The following is a 21,669-nucleotide window of genomic DNA, read 5'->3' as shown; positions in this document are numbered from 1 at the left end:
TTCTCATCTGTCACATTTTAGTCAATAATTTGTTACTAACTTGTGAACCATTGAACAAACCACTTCCTAGATGTATAGATTGTGATATGATGAACATGTAATAAGAAACACAAGATACCTTGTATAACAATTTGTGAAATATTTAACAAAGCTTTCCTCTTAGCATTAGCTAGGAAAAAATAATAAGGAGTGAATGACATGTTTGTTGAATTTATTCGTAATAATAAAGTGGTAGCTGGAATCTTAACTTTTCTTAGAGTGTATTTAGGATATGAGTGGATAACTGGTGGCTGGGGCAAAATCACAGGAGGATTCGATGCTGCAGGATTTTTACAAGGTGCAGTTGCACAAACAACAGGAGAACACCCAGCAGTTCAACCATGGTGGGGAGCATTTCTAGAGAATGTAGCAATACCGAATGCTGATTTATTTACCTTCCTAGTTATGTGGGGTGAATTATTAGTAGGTACTGCTTTAATCCTCGGTATCTTCACAAACTTTGCAGCTTTGATGGGTATAACAATGAATTTCGCCTTCCTATTCAGTGGAACAGTAAGCACGAATGGCCAAATGGTTTTACTAACTACATTCATACTAGTAGCAGGATTTAATGCAGGACGATTCGGCTTAGATAGATGGGTTATTCCTTTCTTAAAAGCCCACAATCCAATTGAAACAAAACGTAATAAAAAAGAAGTAGCTACTGTATAATTCAATTTTAAAGGCTGAAGCATTAAGCTTCAGCCTTTGTTATTGTAGTTCACATAAAAGATGTGTCACCTGATCTACTGGCAGTGGTTTTGAGAAAAAATAGCCCTGTATTTCATCACAATCCTGTTGCTTTAGGAAGGTTACTTGCTCTTCAGTCTCTACGCCTTCGGCTATTACTTTCATTTGCAAAGAATGGGACAGATGAATAATAGACTTTACAATTGCTAAATTTTGTTTCTGTTTTCCATCTAGAAATATTCGATCAATTTTTAACTTTGTAAGAGGGAAAATACTTAAGTATTTCAAAGAAGAATACCCCGTCCCAAAATCATCGATAGATACTTGAACCCCAATATTCCGAAGTCCTCTTAACGTCTCTAAAATGAATTCCTCATGAGCCATAGCAATGGTTTCCGTAATCTCTAGCTCTAAATACTTCGCTTCCAATCCTGTTTCCTGTAATATTTGGGCCACTTGAGCTACTAGGTTTTTCTGATAAAACTGCTTTACCGACATGTTCACACCGACAACAACTGGGGAGAAACCTTGTTCCTGCCAACGTTTATTCTGCATGCACGCTTCCCTTAGTACCCACTCCCCAATCTCCATAATAAGTCCAGATCTCTCAGCTAAAGGTATGAATGTATCTGGAGGTATGTAGCCTATTTTCGGATGCTTCCATCGGAGAAGTGCCTCCATTCCAACAACACGACCAGAATTCATTTCCTTTTGTGGCTGATAGTGGAGTTCAAATTGCCTTTCTTTAAGTGCTTTTCTCAAATCGGTTTCCATCGTTAATGCTTGCTTAAAACGATCAGAAATGGATGGATCAAATACTTGAAAATGATTTCTTTGTATATTTTTACTCACATACATAGCAGCATCGGCGTATTTAATAAGGTCGTTGGGGGAAGTACCATGATCCGGATAAAAACTAACGCCAACACTTACAGAAATATATATTTCGTGACCATCCAATTCGATTGGGGCTTCAAAGGCTTTAAGAAGATGATCCGCAATGTTCCTATCCTTTTGTTTTTGGTGAAAAAGACGATGCAATAATATAAATTCATCCCCATTCATGCGTGCTAGAAACATAGAAGGAGATAACAGTGTTCGCAAACGATCTCCAACCGCTCGTAAAAAGCGATCTCCAAACTCATAACCAAGCGTATCATTAATTTGCTTAAAGTAATCTATATCAATAAAATATATAGCAATTCGTTCGTTATGTTCGGAAGCATAATGGATAGATTCCGTAAGAATTTTGGAGAAATAATGATAATTTGGTAAGTTGGTTAATTCATCATAATACGTAATAAATTCCATTCTTTTTTCATTATTATAGACTTCCGTTATATCTCGGACGAATGCACATTGGATCATCTGATTTCGAACAGGAAAGTCTTGAACTATTAACTCAATATATAACGGTGTTCCATCCTTCTTCTTTCCTACTAGTTGGATGGAGGAATCGGTTGAAAACATAAACGAATTGGAAACCGGGGCATTATCCATTAATAAATCAAATAAAGATTGCTTTTTTATTTCTTCCATCTCATAGCCAAATAGTCTCGCAAAAGACAAGTCACAATCGAGGATGTGATGCTTATCAAACAATACGACTCCTTCTTGACTGTGCATATAAATCTTATTCAAATGGTCTTTCAGTTTTCCTGTAATACTATGTATAGATAGCGGAAACAACAAAACCATGTAAAGTTTATAATCCTCTACATAACTTGCGTAAACCTGTACTTCCACATCCGCTTTGGTCTTAGTGCGAAAAGTAGAGCCATTTACTGCTGATTGGACGATTTCATCCAACTGTAAAACGGTGTCGTTCACATTCGATTGCAAAGTAGAAATGCCTACCCATTCCAAGGCAATCTTACTTCCATCCATAATCAACCCAGATTCATCAATGAATAATATGGCATCTTGTGTATGTTTTATAAGCCATGGATGCATAGGAAGGTGCCCTCTATGAGATAAAGTCATATTGTATTTCTCCCTTCCCTTTATCAGTAATATAAAGGTTGTTTTTGTATAATGTCCCACTTCTATTGTCCTTTCGACATAATAGAGCAAAACTCCTCCCAAGCATAAGGCACTTACTTATTCGTCTACATAAAAAGAACTCACCATCCTCTTAGGAAATGAGTTCTTAATCATGTGCTAATTCTTTAAACTTTTCTAATAAAGCCATACCTTCATACCCTTCCTCAATTAAGTGTTTCAGCCTTTTCTCCATATCTCCTTGCTTTCGATCCACAATGTTACCCATCAAGAGAACATTCATATGGTCCTCAATATAGTTCAACCCAATAACAGAAACTAAAAACGTTGCAGGTTGGTTCGATTCCTTCGTAATTTTAACCTGTACCATCAACTTTTTACCTTTTGGACTCATCAAAGCTGTAAAATACTCATGATACGTCTTGTCTAAATAAGCCTCGATAATCCACTGATTGTAATCATCTTCACGATTAATGATTAGCCCATCTAACAAAGGGATATTTTTTGTAATGACTTGTTTAGCAGATTCTTCCAGGATATCTAATGAAATTAATTTGAATGTTTTCACTTTATCTACCTCTTATTATTTTTAATGGACTTACTCGTACATCAATGAAACGGCATAAATCCCCTACCGTTTTAAACTGTTCTATTTCATTTGGTTTATGGGTACATTTATCGAGATTCCAATATTCTAATAATTCATCAAAGGTGGCAATAAATCGAGTAGAATCTCCATTGTACAATTCCGCTAATGAGGATCCTGTAGTTAAGAAATCATCTGGATGCTGCCCAAAGTTGGAATGCTTATTGACATAGTTTACAACCGTAAGAAAGACTTCATACACCAACCCTTTATTAAATGCCATGGTCCGAACATACTTTCTGGTCTTGTTCATTTCAAAGTCAATAATATCGCCCATATATGCAGCTCCTTTCTTCCTCTATTATGACATATATTACTAGTAAGTTCGACCATTTTTGAAAATTGATCTTTTTGAATAAATAAAGATTAATGTTAGCCAGATTGTGTTATATACATGAAGAAGGAGGTTAATTAAATGAATCAACCACAACATAAAGAACAAAAAAATAGTATTCAAGTTGGAAGGTTTGATATATTTTTTAAGAAGCCTTATCAAATATTATATAATATAAACGATTTCCTTATTTCGATTTGGTTTCTCGTCGGAAGTATAATGTTTTTATATGAGGAGTGGAAGCGAGTCGGCGTTTGGTTGTTTATAATAGGGAGTGGACAATTAGCCATCCGTCCAACCATCCGCATCATACACCATATTCATTTAAAAAGACATATCAAAAACAACAACCAATAATGTTGGTACGACAGGAGAGATGGTATGAAGCATTCCATCGTTTGCGTTCTTTTTCTTCTGATACTTAGTGCATGTTCGAATTCAGATCAAGAGGTAGCGATTACGAAAAAATCGGTAAAGACTGATGAGACGGTGCAAGAAGACCCAGTACTCGAAGATACTTCCATGGATTCAGAAGAAGAAAAAATGGTTTTAGAGTTTACACTCCCAAATGAGCAAATAATCATTAATTTAGAGCACGTACCAATATTGTCCCAATTTCTTCGAGGTGTAAATGACCAGAAGGCTGTCATTCGAGATATGGAACTAATAAAGCTAGAGGTATCTAAACAACCCTACTATCTGCTTGAATTTGCTTGTTATCAAGAAAGGTGTTCTTACCTTCTATTAGACCAATCGGGAAATGGGCAATCCTTTTTACTAACAGACTTAGCAAGATACAAACAAATGGCTCCATCACCTGATAATACCAAGATGCTTTTCTTGTTTGAAAGAAAAAAAACGAAGAACCAAACAACCTTGTTCACCCACCAGGTTCAGATCTTTGATATAGAGGAATGGAAACCAGTAAAAGTTGAAACTGAAGAATATTCCTTAGATTACTCACTCCCTATCTTGAATGCATCTTGGGAAAACGACGAACAAATCGAGCTCTCTATTGCTGATGTCTCATCACTGGAGAGTCCTACCTTAGAATATTGGTACACGTCAGAAAAACGAACGAGAAAAATTAAACTTACGTTAAGTAATTAAGGATGGAGATGCTACGATGAACGAAACGATTCAAACGATACTAGGTCATCGTTCTATTCGCAAATTTAAAGAAAGACCTTTATCTAACGAAGAAATAAATACAATTATTGAAGCAGCAAGTCGCGCGTCTACCTCTAGTTTTATGATGGCATATTCCATCATCGGTATCGATGACGCTTCTGTCAAATCAAAACTCGCTAAAATTTCTGGACAATCCTATGTTGAACATAATGGGCACCTATTTGTTTTTTGTGCAGATTTAAATAAAGTTGGTCTTCTAGCTTCCCCTGAAGAAAAGCAACAAATAAACGAAAATGTAGAGAATACAGAGCACTTTTTAGTAGCCACCATCGACGCTGCTTTAGCAGCCCAAAATGCTTGTTTAGCAGCGGAAGGAATTGGGTTAGGAGTATGTTACATAGGAAGTATTCGTAATGATATTAAGACTGTTGATCAATTGCTGGGATTACCAGATCACGTCATCCCATTATTTGGGTTAGCTGTTGGAGAACCAGATCATGATCCACAACCAAAACCTAGATTACCAAAAGAGGCGTTCTATTTTAAAAATAAATATATAGAGAGTGCCTCTCTACAAAAAGAAATTGAACATTTTGACCAAGGTGTAAATGACTACTACAAAAAACGTTCTGAAAATAAACGGATGGATCAATGGTCCACTCAAATGATACGAAAGCTTTCTACCCCTATTCGAACAGATGTTACTCCTTTTGTTCAATCAAAAGGACTGAATAAAAAATAAACAAGCTAGGAGATATCTCCTAGCTTGTTTATTTTTTTATTCAAACACAATTTCTCGTGTTTCTTCTATATCCACTAATTCATTGTTCACATAAAACTGTCCATGGATAAATATCGTATGCGTCCCTTTTTCCAATGCCTCGAAATGTCTAGGATCTCTTGCATATTTATCACCTGGATCCATGGTCCTACTAACCGGACTGCCTGTAAAATCATGATTATTCCGGTCGATGGAAATAGAAATGAGTGGGGTACGATGAAGCAGTTCAACGGTTTTTGTTCCTTTATATTCAAGAGCACGGAGTACTTGAAATCCATCTTCGTTTTGTTCTATCCGTACATGGAGAACAAAATCCTCTACCTGCTTGGAGACCTTAACAGGTTTGACTAGTTTGGCGTTTGAAATTTGACTAATGCAAACAAACGTTATGCATCCAATTGCTACGATGATGAGTAGAATCATTTATCCATTTTCGAATCAAACCTACCTCACTCCCCTTTCTACCTCATTTATATCGTTCTAACAGTAAAAGATATTTTCCGACCGTACTTACGTTCAATTATTAAGCCAAAATAAAAAAACAATCGAATTAAGACTAATTATGTAGATACTTCTTTAAAATAGCTTTACTGTATAGACGATTTTCTACTGGTAAAAGTTTCATAATAAATAAAAAAAACGAAATCAATTTCAAAAATTTGTAAGTTTTTGGAATGTAACAAAAAGCATAAGAACTATTTCTGTAGTAAAACATATGTAACGAATGAATTTAATGAATATATAAATAGTTGGTGATTAAATTGAAACAGGTATTAGCCATTGCGTTATTAGCTATGCTACTCGTTGGCTGTAATCAACAAGAAGATAATCGGGTTCAAACAAAAGATAATAATATTGATTTTACAAAAGTGACAAATAAAGACGCTCCTGTTAATCAATCTGTCGCAACAAAAGCAAAACAACTACTTTTAGACAATAAGGAAGTTAACGGTGTAAGAGGAATTAATACAACCGATAAAATTCTTCTAGCATTTAAAGTAAAGCAACTTGATTCGTTCCGAGAGACGAAATTAGAAGGAGAATTTAAAAGCGACTTAGAAAAGGAATTTCCTAATAAAGAGATATTTATATCCTCTGATCAAAAGATTTTTATCGAGCTTGATAGGTTGGAAAAAGAAATACAAAACAACAAAATGGATAAAAGCCAGCTAAATAAAGATTTTGATACCATTCAAAAATTAATAAATGATGAGGCATAAGATGCAAAACAAGAGGGGTTAAGGTATGTCTAACAAAAAGCAAAAGACTTCACTAAATCAACAACAATATCAAGATTTTGCAAAACAAAAAGAAATCCTGAGACCAGTTTTCAAAAATTGCATCAAAGCATTTTTGGTAGGCGGGTTCATTTGCTTAATCGGACAAGTTATCACAACGTTTTATATCCATTTCTTTAACTTCACGGAACAAAATGCTGGAAATCCAACAGTTGCAACCATCATCTTCATCACCATGCTGTTAACCGGCTTTGGTGTTTATGATCGAATAGCACAGTTTGCAGGAGCGGGGTCTGCAGTCCCGGTATCTGGGTTTGGAAATGCTGTGATCTCCGCTTCCATTGAACATAGAACAGAAGGGTTAGTACTAGGTGTGGGCGGAAATATGTTTAAGCTAGCAGGCTCCGTCATCTTATTTGGTGTATTTTCTTCTTTTGTGATTGTTTTGGTTAAAACGCTGCTCATTAAATGGGGGGTTATTTGATGTTAACAGGTCAAAGCACGTGGACGTTTGATCAGCAGCCTGTCATCATCTCGACAGGAACTGTAGGAGGACCGTTTGAAGCAAATGGAAATATAAAAGATGATTTTGATTACTTATTTGATGATTTATGGATGAATCAAGATTCATTTGAAAAAGCACATAAAGTATTACTTGAAAAGGCTAGTCAAACAGCTTTAGATAAAGCAGGGGTCTCCAAAGATGACGTCCAATTTTTTCTTGGTGGGGATTTAATCAACCAAATTACGCCAACGAGCTTCGCTGCAAGAACGTTAGGAATACCCTATTTTGGACTGTTTGGAGCTTGTTCAACATCGATGGAAGGCCTAGCATTAAGTGCTTTAATGATTAATAGCCAGGCAGCAAACTACGTTTTAACTGGCGCATCTAGTCATAATGCAGCTGTTGAGAAACAATTTCGTTACCCTACAGAATATGGTGCTCAGAAACCTCCTACATCTCAATGGACCGTAACAGGTGGAGGTGCTGCTTTATTAAGCCAAAAAGGAGATGGTCCAAAAGTAACCTCTGCGACAATAGGTAAAGTCGTAGACCAAGGAATAACAGATCCAATGAATATGGGAGGCGCCATGGCTCCAGCAGCCGTAGAAACCATTGAAACACATCTTGCAGATCGCGGAATTACTGCCTCTTATTACGACTTAATCATTACAGGTGACTTAGCACAGATTGGTCGTGATATCGCACTCGGTCTGTTCGAAAAAAATGGAACAAAAATAAACCCTGATTCTTTTGTTGATTGCGGACTAACAATCTACAAAGAAGGACAACCCGTTCTGGCAGGTGCAAGTGGTGCTGCCTGCTCTGCTGTAGTTACGTATGGTCATTTTTTAAACAGGCTGAAAAAAGGAGAGCTCGAAAAAATTCTAGTTGTAGCAACAGGTGCTCTCTTATCCCCAATGACAACACAACAAAAAGAATCTATACCGTGTATTGCTCACGCTGTTTCCATTGAACATTAGAGAAAGGAGGCTGGTTTCATGACATTTTTATGGGCATTCATAGTTGGAGGGTTCATTTGTGTAGTCGGCCAAATTATGTTTGATGTGTTTAAATTATCTCCCGGCCATACGTTATGTACGTTAGTAGTAGTTGGCGGGTTAATGGATGCCTTCGGCTGGTACGAACCACTTGTCGACTTCGCAGGAGCTGGAGCTACCGTGCCAATTACAAGCTTCGGAAATTCATTAGTCCATGGCGCGACAGAGGCTGCCAATCAACATGGAGTGATTGGCGTGTTAACTGGAATGTTCCAAATTACTAGTGCTGGTATTACATCAGCAATTGTCTTCGGTATGATTGGAGCACTACTTTTTAAACCTAAAGGTTGAGGTAGTAGCGTGAAAGGCCACTTTTGGGCTTTTCACGCATATATATTAGGAAATCGATAATACTACTTTTCCAAATTGATTAGCATTTCCTAAATAAGAGAATGCTTCTTCTGCTTTTTCAATAGGAAACACCTTACTAATAACAGGTCGAATTTGGTGTGTTGTCATAAATTTTAACATGTCGGTTAGTTCCTCTAAGCTTCCCATCGTAGTACCAAATAATTGGTACTGACCATAAAAGAAACTTCGTATGTTGATCGTTATTTCGTCCTCCGTAGTTGCACCGAACGTAACCATTCTACCGCCTTTTTTCAACACCTCTAAAGAACGATTAAATGTAGCTCTTCCAACACTCTCAATCACTATATCAATTGTTTCGTGTTTCAGTACTTCCTTCCAATTTTCACCCGTATCGACTGTTATATCCGCACCAAGCTTTCTTGCATGTTCTAGTTTTTCTTTACTTCTTGATGTAACAATAACCTTTGCTCCAACTGCCTTTGCAAATTGAATCATAAATGTAGCGACCCCACTGCCCGCGCCTGGAATAAATACCGTATCTTCCTGACTCAAATTAGCTTTTGTAAATAATGCCCGATATCCTGTTAAGCCAGCCAAGGCTACCACTCCTGCTTCTTCCCAGGACAAGTAGTCTGGTTTATGTACTACCCCAGATTCATCACATACATAATACTCACTGAAAGTCCCTTGATCTGGCATGCCTACAATCTCAAAACCTTCGGGTGGTGCATCACTATTTTCCTTCCATCCGATACCAGGGTTAATGAGTACTTCGTCTCCAACTTTAACATTCTTAACGTTATTCCCAATTTCAGTTACAATTCCAGCGCCATCAGAACCTAAGATAAGCGGGGTGGAATTATTCCCTCTTCTTGCTGGAATGTTCAAGTCACGATGATTAAGTCCCGCCATCTTAAGTTTTACCTTTACTTGATTATCTTGAATCGTTGGTTCCTTTACATCCGTAAAAATAAGTTCAGTTCCTTTATGAACAAAGGCTTTCATGGAATCTCTCCCCTATCTTTTTCACTATCGTATCACAAACAAAATTCTTCATCGTAATGAAACGTTTCTACTCATTATGATACACTGGACCTAATGAAAGAATAAGGGGGAAAATCCTTGTTTACGAAATCCTATGAACCATAACAATGCTCTAGAGCTCCTCCATAATAAGTTGAACTTAACTTACATTAATAGGAGGAATACAATGAGAACTACAATACCACTATCTTTTTACCTAGAAGAATTTAATCAATTGTTTTCAGGCTGGGACTTTTCTTATTTGTCCCAATCTGGGCGAATACAATCTGAATTGTTACCTTGGTCATATGGGAGTCTTGTTATCCCCTATGTGAGACAAGCAACATCCATGTTAGACATGGGAACAGGTGGAGGGGAGCTTTTGTCCACGTTACGCCCCTTCCCTTCTCATATATGTGCGACAGAAGGATATGAACCAAATGTTTCTATCGCAAAGAAAAGGTTAGAGCCTTTAGGAGTGAAGGTTTATCCAATACAGGATGATGACAAACTCCCGTTCAAAAAAACCGATTTGACTTAATTATAAATAAACACGAGTCCTACTGCACTTCCGAGTTAAAACGAGTTCTCCAGACAGGTGGGTATTTTTTGACACAGCAAGTTGGTGGAGAAGATTGCAACGATTTAAATGAAATACTTCAAGCGCCAATAAATCCAGAATATACTCATTGGAATTTAGATTTTGCCTCTAGTGAATTAGAAATTGCCGAAGTTGAGATTCTTTTCAAGCAAGAATATTTCCCGAAGCAACGCTTTTTCGATATTGGTGCCCTTTTGTATTATTTGAAAGCAATTCCATGGCAGATTCCTAATTTCAGTCCTAAAAGCTATGAAAAAGAGTTAACACATACCCATGCATACATTCAAAAAAACGGTTACTTGGACGTCCGGCAACATCGATTTATGATAGTAGCAAGAATGAAATAAGGAGGTTGAGACAAAAGTATAGGAAGCAATGAAAAAACGAACAATTATCATTAGTGCCTATACCCCGCTCCGGAAATATACTATGCTTTCCGCGGGCGGCTGGTGAGCCTCCTCGTGCTGACGCACTGTGGGGTCTCACCGATGCCTTTCCTCCCGCTGGAGTCTACGTATATTTCCGGAGCTAGTATAGGCTGTTGTTCGGCTTTTCGGGTCATCTTTTTAGTTATGTCCCAGCCCCTTTTTTTGTCTACATGAAGCCAACGTTAAAATAAGACGATAGCTAGTGTTGTGGAAAGGATAAGTCCTAGCATTACGGGAATAAAGTTTTTTCGTACTAGCTCCATAACTGGAATATTACAGAAGCCCGCAATGGCTATAAGAGAAGACCATGCTACAATGGTACCTCCCCCAGTCCAGATCGTCCCCATTTGTCCAATTGCTGCTAGTGTAGACGGATCGATAGAATTTGTCGAGAATGCCGAAGCCAGTGCTCCTGTTAACGGTAATCCAGAAAAACCGGATCCATCTAACCCCGTCACAATCCCAATGACCAAAATACTGAAGGCAGCAAGGATAGAATTTTGCGGCAGGTAGTTCTGACTTTCTTTAACTAAGTCAAATAAAAATGCAGGATTGTCTCCCTCAGGCAAAGAGAGAATACTTGCAGAGAAATCTGAACTCCCAAGAAAAAAGAAACCGGCAATCGGAATAACTGGCCCCATGGCTTTGAACGCAAATACAAAACCATCTGTTATATGATCCGAGATATAATCCAAAGCATGGTGCTTACCGAAAGCAATCGTGGAAAGCAGCAATAGAACCACTGCGACTCCACCAATAAATGCTGCTCCGTCGCCTCCTTCAAAACCACTCATTCTCCCTGAATTCAATTTTGTTGAAATCATAAAAATCATCACAATTAACATTGATAGGGGAACTAATAACGCAAACACTTTACTCCACAAAGAAAGATGATGCGTAGATGATTGTTTATCGTGTTTATCCGCAAGTCCTTGTAGTCCATCTAATTCCTTTTCTATCTGTGGATCATTGCTTGATCTTATTTGTTTTCGATTGAATAGATAAGCTAATAGGATGGCAACTCCGCCCGTAATAAGGGAAAGAATGAGAGCCTTATCGAGAATTGCAGACGTTTCTATTCCAGCTGCTTTTGCTGATAAACCTGGGGCAACCTGCATGACGTAGTCTGAGGATAACGCCATCCCTTGACCCGCTAAAGCAATGGCCATTCCAGCGACTAAAACAGGTAGACCAGCTCTAACAGCTGCAGGAACTAAAAGTGCACATATAAGAGGTACCGCAGGAGTTGGCCAAAAGAATAAAGAGATGACATACGTAACAATGATTAACACAAAATAAGCAATATGACCATTCAGCATTATTTTCTGAATCGGTTGAATCATTCTTCTATCTGCACCTAAGTCTCTTAACGAATGTAATAAAGCAACCATAAACGTAATAATTAAAAAAATACTAAAAAGCTCTTTAGCTGCAACTAAATTGGCATTAAATATGGCTGTGAAACCTTCAATTAAGCTCCCTTGATACACCCAAGCGACGATAAAGGTTCCTAGTAAAGTTGGTAACACGACACCCTTACGAAATGCCATAGTTAAAATAATTACAAGTGTAAAGATTCCATAAAGAAAATGCGATAACGTCAACTCCACATTGCATCCTCCTTCACATTGACCACATTCATGGTCAATCGTGATATAGAATATGCAGAGTGGATTTAATTAGTGCTTTTAAAAAAGCTCCACGAATCGGAGATTCCATTTTCCGTTGTAATACATGCCCCCTCTCTTCAGCTCGTTAAAAAAGAGGCTGAGAAGTATAGCAAGCAATGAAAAAACGAACAATTATAAATAGTGCCTATACCCCGCTCCGGAAATATACGACGCTTTCCACGGGCGGCTGGTGTGCCTCCTCTTGCTGACGCGCTGTGTGGGTCTCACCAATGACTTTCCTCCCGCTGGAGTCTACGTATATTTCCGGAGCTAGTATAGGCTGTTGTTCGGCTTTTCGGTTTATCTTTTTAGTTATATCCCAGCCCCTCTTTTATTTTGATTCGATAAATTGCAGAACTTCTAAATCAATTTTTCCTTGTTCTAATTCTCTTTCTTCAAAATTCTCTGTATGTAGGAACCTTGTGAATACATCATATAGTTCTACATCATCTACTACGGTATTATCTAAGTAGTTCCATTTTACTAATCCTTGTACGAGGCGTTCTCGAACTTCCCCCTCGATAGGTTGGATGTTTTCTTCTTTGGTTTCTCCGAAATACAACTGTTGTAAGTTAAACAGTCGGATCAATTCTTTTATAGGCTCTGGATGGTCATCTACACGAAGATCAATAAATACATCGTTAAGACCGCCATACCCCCCTTTTTCTTTCACAATATAGAGAGCCGAGGATTGCTTACCTCTGCTGTCACCACCAGCATTCTGAGCAGCTGATAAACCGGCTAATAAGCGCTCCGCTAAGCTTCCTTTCGTGTTTTGAAAAGCTTCCGCCATATCCGTAACAGTTTCTTTGTTCACTAAAATATTACCTTGAGCAGCAAAATTTTCTCCGGATACCCCACCTGCCCAGTCATAACAATTGGAGCCTGTAAAAGTAGCAGCGTTTCCGTTAGCATCTACCATTCCAACCTGTCTTTCATCTTTATCCTTGTCGGAATTTGTTAAAATTTCTATAGCTTCTGCAGGCGATTTCCCTTCTTCCATAAGCTTCAGACCTTCTGGACCATATGCTGGATTAGCGAATGCCTGGGTTGCCACAGCTCCCACTCCCGCTTTCGCCCAAGGTACCACCGATCCAACCCCAATAAACTTAGACTGAACTGCTACTCCTAATTCACCAGTTTTCGGATCAAAACCTACGATGGAATAAGTAGCCACAATATCTTTTTTCCTTCTCATCTCTGTTCCCTCCATATAATTTATTTTTTTCATAACAAGTAAAACAAATGATTTTACCATCTTCATGAATCCCATTAAAAAAACCATCCTCACAGAATACATCCTGCTGACAAATAGAACAAGTACCAACCAATTCTTTCATGGGAATCACCTCGGTTATCATTTTCTTTAGTATACTAAAGAAAACTTGGCGAAGCCAAGCCGAAAGGCGCAGGCTGAGCCCTAGTTGCCCTTATCTAGCTTCCTTATTCTGGCCACTACGTCGATTCAACTCCCTTGCTGACAGGATATCCGAGATACGGAAAAGAAAACTTGGCGAAGCCAAGCCGGAGGCGCAGGCTGAGCCCTAGTTGCCCTTATCTAGCTTCCTTATCCTGGCCACTACGTCGATTCAGCTCCCTTGCTGACAGGATATCCGAGATACGGAAAAGAAAACTTGGCGAAGCCAAGCCGGAGCGCAGGCTGAGCCTTAGTTGCCCTTATCTAGCTTCCTTATCCTGGCCACTACGTCGATTCAACTCCCTTGCTGACAGGATATCCACCGATAGGAAAAGAAAACTTGGTGAAGCCAAGCCGGAAGCGCAGGCTGAGCCCTAGTTGCCCTTATCTAGCTTCCTTATCCTGGCCACTACGTCGATTCAACTCCCTTGCTGACAGGATATCCACCGATAGGAAAAGAAAACTTGGCGAAGCCAAGCCGAAAGGCGCTGGTTGTTTATCCACTTTTCAATTCCAAGATAAAAAAAAAGCGCAGGCAAAAAGCCTGCACTTTCTTTAAACAGCTGTGCGTAACACCAGAAGTCTTGGTTGTTTATAGAATAAGAAGCCTATTACTAAAGCATTGAGCACAAAAGATGGTAATAAATAGGAAATGTTATATAAGAAAGAATATAAATATATTCCCATCCCATCAATAGCAGATTCAAAGAATGCAACACCCGCGAAATAGTGAGCGATAAATCGTAGAGTACATCCTAATAAAATTCCAGCACTAACATTCCACACAAATTGTCCTCTGTTTCGTTCCTTCAGACTTTGTTGGACTTTTGCTGCAAAAAGACCAGCAAAACCTAGAACGGTAAAAGCAACCCCGTAATCTAATATTCCTTGTATTGGAGTTAGGATATACGGTTGGCCAAATGCTACTTGGTAAAGTCCAAACAATAAACCTGAAAGTAAACCACCCTTTAATCCCCACCGATACGCTACGATAAACACTGGAATCATGGCTAAGGAAACAGATCCGCCTTGTGCCCAAAACTTAATAGATAAGAATGGAATAATATCCAATACAAAGGCAAAAGCAGACAAAATTGCTACTTCCACTAAAAATAAAATTCTCTTACTTGAATTCATGATGAATTCCCTCCCCTATTTTTTGGCAACAAAAAAAGCAATGCCAAGGGGAAGCTTCCTGATGGAGGACCCACTCACATTGCATACTACGCCATCAAAAAAGCCACCATCCCTACGCTAGTACTAACTAACAGGTTCAAAGGGTCAGAACACTAGGTTCACTCTCAGCCAAAACGGCTCCCCCTGAAGGCTTTATTACTATGCTTTTTTTGCTAACCGTATTATACATAACGTATTTGATTATTTCAACAGTAAAGAAAAAAGAGCCGTACGGCTCTTTTTTTACAGACGACTCTCTGTAAGTTTAATGAACTCCTCAACATCCGCAATACAAAGCTGGATGCCCTTTTCCCAAAAATCTAAGGAGCCTAGATCAACATGTAAATGTTTACTAGCTAAATCCTCTACCTTCATTCTTCCAGTATCTTTTAAAATTGCTTTATAGAATTCTTCAAATTCCTCTTTATTTTCTTGGGCGTGTGCATAAATTCCTAGACTGAACAAATAACCAAATGTATACGGGAAGTTATAGAACGGAACATCCGTAATATGAAAGTGAAGCTTAGATGCCCAGAATACTGGATTATATCTATCTAATTCTCCACAATACGCTTCTTCTTGTGCCTCTTTCATTAACGTATGAAGACGATCTGTTGGCACAATCCCTTTTTTTCGTTCTTCATAGAATCTCGTTTCGAATAAAAATCTAGCATGGATATTCATAAAAAAGGCAACACTACGCTGAATTTTATCTTCAAGCAATGCAATTTTTTCTTCATCATTTTTTGCATTTTTTACAGCTGCGTCTGCAAGGATCATTTCCGCTAAAGTCGATGCTGTTTCTGCAACGTTCATTGCATAATCTTGATTTAATAGCTCCATATCATCCATGACATACTGGTGATAGGCATGACCTAACTCATGAGCCAAGGTTGATACATTAGAAGCTGTACCAGAATATGTCATAAAGATTCTAGTCTCTTTACTGTCAGGAAATCCCGTACAAAAACCTCCTGGACGTTTCCCGGAACGGTCTTCCGCTTCAATCCAACGTTGATCGAAAGCGTGCTGGGCAAATGAAGCCATTTCAGAACTGTACTGTCCAAATTCTTTCACAATTATTTCGGCCGCTTGGTCGTAACTAATCGTCTCTGTAGACTCAGCAACCGGCGCATCCAAATCAAACCAGCTCATCTTTTCAATCCCCAATAATTCAGCTTTGCGTTTTAAATAAGATACAAATGGTGTCTTTTGATTAGAGATAGCTTCCCACATCGATGACAAGGTATTTTCATCCATTCGGTTATATTCAAGTGGTTCTTTTAATACATGATCCCAACCACGGTGCTTATACGTTTGAAGTCGAAAACCTGCTAAATGATTAAGCGTTTCCGTAAATAAATCTGCTTGTTCCATCCACGCTTGTTCCATATGTTGAAAGACTGTTTGTCTTACTTTACGATCAGGATGGCTTAATTTGTTTTCTGCTTGTCCTACAGATAGCGATTGCGACTTTCCTTCAATGTCTACGTTGATCGAAATTTTTGCTACAATCGTATCATACATCTCTTCCCATGCATGATAGCCATCAACAGCTAAATCATTTAAAAGAACTTCTTGTTGTAATGGAAGTTTTTCCATTGCCTTTTGTCTCCGTTCGTTTAATACAAACGCTACTGAAACAAAATCTGAATCCTCCATAAGATGATTCCATTCCTCTGAAGAAATTGCTTTCATTTGCTCATCTACAGCAGACATCGCCGCAGAAAATCTTGCAGCTAACTCATTTCTTTTCCCTACTAGTAATTTTGCATGATGATCAGATACGTCCTGTGCAGTCAGGCATCCAACAAAGGAAGAAATCTCGCCTAACCGTTTGGTTATCGTCTCAACTTTATCTAAAATGGTCCTAAAGACTTGTGGAGTACCAAACGTTTTTACGGTCTCTTCACTAGCCAATGATGCTTCTAGATTACTTAACTCTGTTTCTAACGTATGGATATAGGAAGTAAGCTCCTCAGATTTACTTCCACCTGGAAAAATGGTCTCAAGATCCCACTTCATATTGTAGGTAGACATCGTATCACCTCTGTTATGTAATAAATTGTTCCGCTTCTTCCATCATACTCCAGCAACGACCTACAGGCAATGACAAATCCAATGGTTATGAAAGAAGAGAGGGACGTTATTATAACGCCCTCTTCCATTGACCTCACTACATTACTGTTTACTTGGCTTTAAAACTGCACCGGAGTCAGGATGTGCAATAATTTGCACAATACCGAAATTTGATGTTTGGATAATATAGACGTTAGGATAAGAAGTACCAAGAATTCTATATTCTAATCCGTTAAATTTGTTTGGATGAATGACTCCTATTTCTTTTCCATCCGTCGGTTTGACTCCGATTGGATATATTCTCCACTCTGTCTCGCTCGCAGGTAGCTGTAATACCTGAACGATTCCCTCTTCTTTTTCCAATGGTTCAAAATCTATAAAATCTTCTTCTTCAGACACCGGTTCTATATATTGGTATCCGGCATAACGACAAAAAGCTCGAACAACCGCTTCTGCGTAATTTTTCCAATGCTTTTTCAATTGTATAACATCGTCCTGATTAGAATCTGCAAACCCATACTTAATAATGGTTGTTTGGACATTTTCGGTTTCTCGATTCAAATAATGAAGGTCCTCTTTAGGATTATTTGGAAGTGATTTAGAATAGACCTTCCGTATATTTTGACCTTCCAACTGTAATTCTTCTGCAATTATCCGACTTAAAGTATCCTCACTGTATATGGAGTATATAATATCAACCCCATCTCTTCCACCAGAATTAATATGATTGGAAATACAGTATTTTGCACCACTTTCTCTAATCCTTCTCGCTCTTTCATCTTTAGATATGGTCTCATCGGTTGTTCGAGTCATCGCAACTGGTATATCCAATTCATTAAATCGTTTATATTGATAATGAGAAATCTGTAGATTAATAGCTTTTTCTATCCAGTTAGCATTAGAACCTGACCCTATCTCTTCCCCACCATGACCTGGATCGATGATAAGGACCGGCTCCACCTCATGAACGTCTTTTTGTATTTCAATGGTCCATTTAGACTTTGATTTTTTTCGTGATATCCTCCATCTGTCTGTGAACAATTGATTTTGAACCATACGATAAAAAAAGAGAGTATAGTGAAGATTGTTGCTACAACTTGCTCCACTAACGGATTCCCTATAGGAATAGTGGAATGACCAAAGAAAACAAAAACTTGATTGACAATAGCAGCGAATAAAAGAAAAGAGCGTAGCAAAGTATCTTTGTCCAATTTTCACACCTCCTAATTGAACACCATTTGGTTACAATGATTGCTAGGAAGAAATATTTCGTCTTACTATATCATTTTCAAAACAGACCTTTTTTGACATGGACAATCGTTGAAATTTGCATAAAAAGAGGAAAAGATCTATTGATTACAAGAACAGAAGTCTAGTGGAGAGTAGGTATAGGAACAGTTTGCACGACCGAAAAAGCATCACCTGGGGGAAAAACACGTAAGTGTATTTGAGGCATCCTCTGTATATATACGAATTAATGACAAATTAAATGATAGTCTAGGGACTATTAGATAGAAGCCTTCTCCTAAACTATGGGAGCTATACAAGACTAGAAACTAGATGTAAAGTTTATTAAAACAGACTAGAATTCTAATATAATAGGTTTATAATATAGTTCATACATCATCCTGAAGGGGATAACTATGACACAAATAAAAAAACTTTTAGAAGATATTTCACCTACAAGGATCCTAGCATGTAGCTTCCTTGTCATTATTTTACTTGGTACAGTTGGTCTTAAATTGCCTATCTCAACGACCGGATCCATCTCTTGGATAGATGCCTTATTTACCGCCGTTTCAGCTACAACAGTTACAGGACTAATTGTTGTAGATACAGCAACACAGTTCACTATGTTTGGTCAATTTATCATCATGATAATGATTCAAATTGGTGGTATAGGATTAATGACCTTTGCTGTTTTTGTTTTACTCATTATGGGAAGAAAAATTTCTTTAAAGCAGCGAATCATTATGACAGAAGCCTTTAACCAATCCAACACTGGTGGCATTGTTCAACTTGTAAAACTACTGATGACGTTTGGTTTGTCTGTTGAATTCGTTGCTTTTCTCTTATTGTCGATAAAGTGGGTACCTGTATATGGATGGAAGCACGGGCTCTTTAATAGTCTATTTCATACCATTTCGTCCTTTAATAATGCAGGGTTTTCTACATGGTCCAATAACTTAATGGATTATGCCACGGATCCAATTGTAAATATAGTTATTAGCTTTCTATTCATAGTCGGAGGTCTTGGATTTACAGTAATTTCTGATTTATTCAAAAGTCGAAATTGGAATTCGTTTATGCTACACACCAAAATGATGATTGTGGGGACGCTTGTGTTAAACATAGTGTCCACTCTCCTGATTTTTACATTAGAATATAACAACCCACAAACAATTGGAGGGTTAAGTGAAACAGGAAAATGGATTGCCTCTTTCTTTCAGGCTGTTAGTCCTAGAACAGCAGGGTTTAATACAGTCAATACTGGTAGTATGGAAGATGCTTCCCTTGTCTATACGATGGTACTCATGTTTATTGGAGCAGGAAGTGCTTCAACCGGGAGTGGAATTAAATTGACAACGGCAATGGTTGTGTTACTTGCGACGATTACCTTTCTCCGCTCCAAATCAGAACCAGTCTTGTATGGAAGAAGAATTCAAACAGATATCATCATTCGATCTTTAGCCATTATTATGATGAGTATTTTCGTACTGTTTATTTTTATTTTCCTTCTTACCATTACCGAAAGTGCTCCATTTCTCGCTATTGCTTTTGAGGCTATTTCTGCCTTTGGAACTGTCGGATTGTCAACAGGTATCACGTTTGATTTAAGCACATTAGGAAAAGTGTTTATTATGATTCTTATGTTCATTGGGCGCATCGGCCCGATAACGTTTGCATTTATGTTGGCTAAACCACGAGATACACATGTTCGCTATCCATCCGACCAAGTATTTACGGGCTAAAATAAGGCTACTCCATCTCGAGTAGCCTTATTTCCTATTATTTCAAATCTGGATCAGGACGATGTTTCATGTTTAACAAATCTAAAGGTGTATCATGTACCCAAAGTGGTGCTGGGTTTAAGACTGGTTTTCCACCATATGGTTGTGGATGTTCCACATAATTAAATACACCACAGCCATCTGGTGCTGGACCATGTGCCCATCTCCCTTTCGCACTATCATTACCTGCAGAATAATTAAACAATGTGTAAGCCACTTCTTCTTTCTGTAATTCACGTGGGAAGGTAGCTGGAACAACCACACCTTGTTTTTCTTCTAATTCATGAATTGCTGCAATCCACTGATTTTGATGCATCGTATCTCTTGCAATGAGCCAGGAAAGCATATCTTTGACGCCACGATCATTTGTTTCTTCATATAACCGAACTGCCTGTAGTCTTCCTTGGGACTCTGCATTTAAGTTAGCACGAAAATCTGCAAGCAAGTTACCACTGGCAATAATATAGTCTGCTGTCCATCTATTCCCAACGCTATCTGACGGCATTGCACCTAAACCAGATACAATTGCATGCTGTGGATTTGTTCCCCCTAAGATAGCAGCAACAACAGGATTATCAACTGCTTCATCAAGGTCTACCTCTGGAGCATTATCTAATAATCTTGCAATCATCGTAGCAAGCATCTCCACGTGTGCAAGTTCTTCCGTACCTGTATCCATCAAAAGATCTACATATTTTCCTTCACCACGAGCACCCCAACCTTGAAATAAGTACTGCATAGCAACAGAAATTTCACCAAATTGTCCTCCAAGAATCTCTTGAAGTTTTTTAGCAAAGACCGGATCTGGTCTTTCTGGAACTGCTCTATATTGTAGCTCCTTTACATGATAAAACATTACCTTCTCCTCCCTTTTCTACCTAAGTCTTTTTGACCCACAATATTGATGTATTCAAAGGATTAGATTTTGGTTCGTAAATTGCTCAATTCCTAAGTATTTTTAAATAAAATAAAAGCCATCTCATCAGAGATAGCTTCTAGTAGGTTATTATATATGTATAGGTTGGTTGGACTGTATGGCCTCTTTAAGTTTCTTTTGCATATAGCCAATTCCTGCACAATCTTGTAATGGATATTGGATTGAATGGTTTGGAAAGCAACTTCTCACAATAGGATTGTATTTTTTACCTGTTAATAAAACAATGGAATTGTACTGAGCTAACCCTTTCTGTTCCACTTGGTCCTGAAGCTGCTGAATACTAATAATGTCCTTCTTTTCCTTATGATTAAAAGATAGGTCATACGGGCCTTCTACCCAATCATCAGGATATAAGAATCCATGCTTAGCAGACAGAACAACCCAATCTAGATGGAAATGCTCCGCATATGTCTCACAGAGACGATGGAAAGTACCAACATAGGCTTCTTTCGCAACAGTCGGTCCCACATCTCCATATTTATCCCAAATTTTTTTATTTCCACACGGTATAATGCATAGCTTTGTAGATTTCATTATGACATACTTCCTTATAGAATAATTCTCATCGTATCATGAATACTGAAAGATTTCG

General features: G+C 38.1%; 22 protein-coding genes, 1 pseudogene and 1 riboswitch. Of the genes and pseudogenes, 10 read left to right on the top strand and 13 right to left on the bottom strand.

Translation table 11 applies throughout. The annotated features are described in order from the left end of the window. Window positions 1–198: 198 nt before the first annotated feature. Window positions 199–711, top strand: a complete 513-nt coding sequence (locus tag FN924_RS07465; protein ID WP_143893188.1) for a DoxX family protein — start codon at window positions 199–201, stop codon at window positions 709–711. 39 nt (window positions 712–750) lie between these two features. Here FN924_RS07465 and FN924_RS07460 read toward each other — a convergent pair whose 3' ends face one another. The 3 genes from FN924_RS07460 to FN924_RS07450 all read right to left on the bottom strand — a co-directional run bounded on the left by FN924_RS07460 (window position 751) and on the right by FN924_RS07450 (window position 3,653). Beyond that, window positions 751–2,682: a GGDEF and EAL domain-containing protein gene (locus FN924_RS07460; RefSeq protein WP_158633967.1), complete on the bottom strand. Its 1,932-nt coding sequence runs from the start codon at window positions 2,680–2,682 to the stop codon at window positions 751–753. A 196-nt stretch (window positions 2,683–2,878) separates the two neighbouring features. After that, a complete protein-coding gene (locus FN924_RS07455) occupies window positions 2,879–3,298 on the bottom strand; it encodes a YwpF family protein (protein WP_143893184.1) in 420 nt (139 codons plus the stop codon). A 1-nt stretch (window position 3,299) separates the two neighbouring features. Next, window positions 3,300–3,653: a hypothetical protein gene (locus FN924_RS07450; protein WP_143893182.1), complete on the bottom strand. Its 354-nt coding sequence runs from the start codon at window positions 3,651–3,653 to the stop codon at window positions 3,300–3,302. Window positions 3,654–3,791: 138 nt separating this feature from the next. On the opposite strand from FN924_RS07450, the gene FN924_RS07445 reads away from it, so the two are divergent. From FN924_RS07445 to nfsA, 3 genes are read left to right on the top strand one after another with little or no spacing between them, the layout of a single operon-like run. Then, window positions 3,792–4,067, top strand: coding sequence for a YrhK family protein (locus FN924_RS07445; protein ID WP_143893180.1), 276 nt, complete (start codon window positions 3,792–3,794; stop codon window positions 4,065–4,067). A 24-nt stretch (window positions 4,068–4,091) separates the two neighbouring features. Next, complete coding sequence (locus FN924_RS07440; protein WP_143893178.1) at window positions 4,092–4,820, top strand: hypothetical protein; 729 nt, start codon at window positions 4,092–4,094, stop codon at window positions 4,818–4,820. 16 nt (window positions 4,821–4,836) lie between these two features. Beyond that, a complete protein-coding gene (gene nfsA / locus FN924_RS07435) occupies window positions 4,837–5,583 on the top strand; it encodes an oxygen-insensitive NADPH nitroreductase (protein WP_143893176.1) in 747 nt (248 codons plus the stop codon). A gap of 36 nt (window positions 5,584–5,619) precedes the next feature. Here the strand turns inward: nfsA and FN924_RS07430 are convergent, their stop codons facing one another. Continuing rightward, the gene (locus FN924_RS07430; RefSeq protein WP_143893174.1) at window positions 5,620–6,045 is read right to left on the bottom strand and encodes a hypothetical protein; all 426 of its coding nucleotides are present in this window, start codon (window positions 6,043–6,045) and stop codon (window positions 5,620–5,622) included. Between the two features lie 338 nt (window positions 6,046–6,383). On the opposite strand from FN924_RS07430, the gene FN924_RS07425 reads away from it, so the two are divergent. From FN924_RS07425 to spoVAE, 4 genes are read left to right on the top strand one after another with little or no spacing between them, the layout of a single operon-like run. Continuing rightward, the gene (locus FN924_RS07425) at window positions 6,384–6,842 is read left to right on the top strand and encodes a YhcN/YlaJ family sporulation lipoprotein (protein ID WP_228409620.1); all 459 of its coding nucleotides are present in this window, start codon (window positions 6,384–6,386) and stop codon (window positions 6,840–6,842) included. A gap of 25 nt (window positions 6,843–6,867) precedes the next feature. Continuing rightward, entirely contained in the window at window positions 6,868–7,344 is a 477-nt protein-coding gene (spoVAC, locus tag FN924_RS07420; protein WP_143893170.1) for a stage V sporulation protein AC, read from the top strand. Beyond that, window positions 7,344–8,345 carry a stage V sporulation protein AD gene (spoVAD, locus tag FN924_RS07415; RefSeq protein ID WP_143893168.1) on the top strand — a complete coding sequence of 334 codons (1,002 nt, stop codon included), beginning with the start codon at window positions 7,344–7,346 and terminating at the stop codon, window positions 8,343–8,345. Before spoVAC ends, spoVAD begins: the two co-directional genes overlap by 1 nt. Before the next feature lie 18 nt (window positions 8,346–8,363). After that, a complete protein-coding gene (gene spoVAE, locus FN924_RS07410) occupies window positions 8,364–8,714 on the top strand; it encodes a stage V sporulation protein AE (protein WP_143893166.1) in 351 nt (116 codons plus the stop codon). Between the two features lie 45 nt (window positions 8,715–8,759). Here spoVAE and FN924_RS07405 read toward each other — a convergent pair whose 3' ends face one another. Further along, window positions 8,760–9,740, bottom strand: coding sequence for a zinc-binding dehydrogenase (locus FN924_RS07405; RefSeq protein ID WP_143893164.1), 981 nt, complete (start codon window positions 9,738–9,740; stop codon window positions 8,760–8,762). Between the two features lie 205 nt (window positions 9,741–9,945). Between FN924_RS07405 and FN924_RS07400 the strand changes: the two are divergent. Further along, window positions 9,946–10,706 (top strand): annotated as a pseudogene (locus FN924_RS07400) (class I SAM-dependent methyltransferase). A 263-nt stretch (window positions 10,707–10,969) separates the two neighbouring features. On the opposite strand, the gene FN924_RS07395 reads toward FN924_RS07400, so the two are convergent. The 6 genes from FN924_RS07395 to FN924_RS07365 form a co-directional block, all read right to left on the bottom strand. After that, window positions 10,970–12,397 (bottom strand): hypothetical protein, encoded by a 1,428-nt coding sequence (locus tag FN924_RS07395; protein WP_143893162.1) that lies wholly within the window; start codon window positions 12,395–12,397, stop codon window positions 10,970–10,972. Between the two features lie 391 nt (window positions 12,398–12,788). After that, window positions 12,789–13,655 (bottom strand): DUF1028 domain-containing protein, encoded by an 867-nt coding sequence (locus FN924_RS07390; RefSeq protein ID WP_143893160.1) that lies wholly within the window; start codon window positions 13,653–13,655, stop codon window positions 12,789–12,791. A 774-nt stretch (window positions 13,656–14,429) separates the two neighbouring features. Then, window positions 14,430–15,011, bottom strand: coding sequence for an energy-coupled thiamine transporter ThiT (gene thiT, locus FN924_RS07380; protein WP_143893156.1), 582 nt, complete (start codon window positions 15,009–15,011; stop codon window positions 14,430–14,432). Window positions 15,012–15,103: 92 nt separating this feature from the next. Next, window positions 15,104–15,205: riboswitch (TPP riboswitch) on the bottom strand. A gap of 88 nt (window positions 15,206–15,293) precedes the next feature. Then, on the bottom strand, window positions 15,294–17,090 hold the full coding sequence (locus FN924_RS07375) for a M3 family oligoendopeptidase (protein WP_143893154.1): 1,797 nt from the start codon (window positions 17,088–17,090) through the stop codon (window positions 15,294–15,296). Window positions 17,091–17,231: 141 nt separating this feature from the next. Beyond that, on the bottom strand, window positions 17,232–18,089 hold the full coding sequence (locus FN924_RS07370) for an N-acetylmuramoyl-L-alanine amidase family protein (protein ID WP_158633966.1): 858 nt from the start codon (window positions 18,087–18,089) through the stop codon (window positions 17,232–17,234). Then, on the bottom strand, window positions 18,041–18,340 hold the full coding sequence (locus FN924_RS07365; protein WP_143893150.1) for a phage holin: 300 nt from the start codon (window positions 18,338–18,340) through the stop codon (window positions 18,041–18,043). Before FN924_RS07365 ends, FN924_RS07370 begins: the two co-directional genes overlap by 49 nt. 432 nt (window positions 18,341–18,772) lie before the next feature. Here FN924_RS07365 and FN924_RS07360 point away from each other — a divergent pair, with 432 nt between their 5' ends. After that, window positions 18,773–20,101, top strand: coding sequence for a TrkH family potassium uptake protein (locus FN924_RS07360; RefSeq protein ID WP_143893148.1), 1,329 nt, complete (start codon window positions 18,773–18,775; stop codon window positions 20,099–20,101). A 37-nt stretch (window positions 20,102–20,138) separates the two neighbouring features. On the opposite strand, the gene FN924_RS07355 is transcribed toward FN924_RS07360, so the two are convergent. After that, window positions 20,139–20,996 (bottom strand): manganese catalase, encoded by an 858-nt coding sequence (locus tag FN924_RS07355; RefSeq protein ID WP_143893146.1) that lies wholly within the window; start codon window positions 20,994–20,996, stop codon window positions 20,139–20,141. Between the two features lie 150 nt (window positions 20,997–21,146). Then, entirely contained in the window at window positions 21,147–21,611 is a 465-nt protein-coding gene (locus tag FN924_RS07350) for a DUF6884 domain-containing protein (protein WP_143893144.1), read from the bottom strand. Window positions 21,612–21,669 lie beyond the last annotated feature (58 nt).

Origin of the sequence: Radiobacillus deserti, assembly GCF_007301515.1 — a bacterium.
Lineage (GTDB): Bacteria > Bacillota > Bacilli > Bacillales > Amphibacillaceae > Radiobacillus > Radiobacillus deserti.
Note: the sequence above shows the minus strand (reverse complement) of the source record. Positions and strands in the feature narration are given on the sequence as shown.

Bases quoted from the DNA above. Each gene is read 5' to 3' on its own strand.
- spoVAD (WP_143893168.1), top strand. From the start codon at position 7,344: ATGTTAACAGGTCAAAGCACGTGGACGTTTGATCAGCAGCCTGTCATC.
- FN924_RS07405 (WP_143893164.1), bottom strand. From the start codon at position 9,740: ATGAAAGCCTTTGTTCATAAAGGAACTGAACTTATTTTTACGGATGTA.
- FN924_RS07390 (WP_143893160.1), bottom strand. From the start codon at position 13,655: ATGAGAAGGAAAAAAGATATTGTGGCTACTTATTCCATCGTAGGTTTT.
- FN924_RS07440 (WP_143893178.1), top strand. From the start codon at position 4,092: ATGAAGCATTCCATCGTTTGCGTTCTTTTTCTTCTGATACTTAGTGCA.
- spoVAE (WP_143893166.1), top strand. From the start codon at position 8,364: ATGACATTTTTATGGGCATTCATAGTTGGAGGGTTCATTTGTGTAGTC.
- FN924_RS07360 (WP_143893148.1), top strand. From the start codon at position 18,773: ATGACACAAATAAAAAAACTTTTAGAAGATATTTCACCTACAAGGATC.
- thiT (WP_143893156.1), bottom strand. From the start codon at position 15,011: ATGAATTCAAGTAAGAGAATTTTATTTTTAGTGGAAGTAGCAATTTTG.
- FN924_RS07450 (WP_143893182.1), bottom strand. From the start codon at position 3,653: ATGGGCGATATTATTGACTTTGAAATGAACAAGACCAGAAAGTATGTT.
- FN924_RS07465 (WP_143893188.1), top strand. From the start codon at position 199: ATGTTTGTTGAATTTATTCGTAATAATAAAGTGGTAGCTGGAATCTTA.
- FN924_RS07460 (WP_158633967.1), bottom strand. From the start codon at position 2,682: ATGCATCCATGGCTTATAAAACATACACAAGATGCCATATTATTCATT.
- nfsA (WP_143893176.1), top strand. From the start codon at position 4,837: ATGAACGAAACGATTCAAACGATACTAGGTCATCGTTCTATTCGCAAA.
- FN924_RS07350 (WP_143893144.1), bottom strand. From the start codon at position 21,611: ATGAAATCTACAAAGCTATGCATTATACCGTGTGGAAATAAAAAAATT.
- FN924_RS07445 (WP_143893180.1), top strand. From the start codon at position 3,792: ATGAATCAACCACAACATAAAGAACAAAAAAATAGTATTCAAGTTGGA.
- FN924_RS07355 (WP_143893146.1), bottom strand. From the start codon at position 20,996: ATGTTTTATCATGTAAAGGAGCTACAATATAGAGCAGTTCCAGAAAGA.
- FN924_RS07375 (WP_143893154.1), bottom strand. From the start codon at position 17,090: ATGTCTACCTACAATATGAAGTGGGATCTTGAGACCATTTTTCCAGGT.
- FN924_RS07430 (WP_143893174.1), bottom strand. From the start codon at position 6,045: ATGATTCTACTCATCATCGTAGCAATTGGATGCATAACGTTTGTTTGC.
- spoVAC (WP_143893170.1), top strand. From the start codon at position 6,868: ATGTCTAACAAAAAGCAAAAGACTTCACTAAATCAACAACAATATCAA.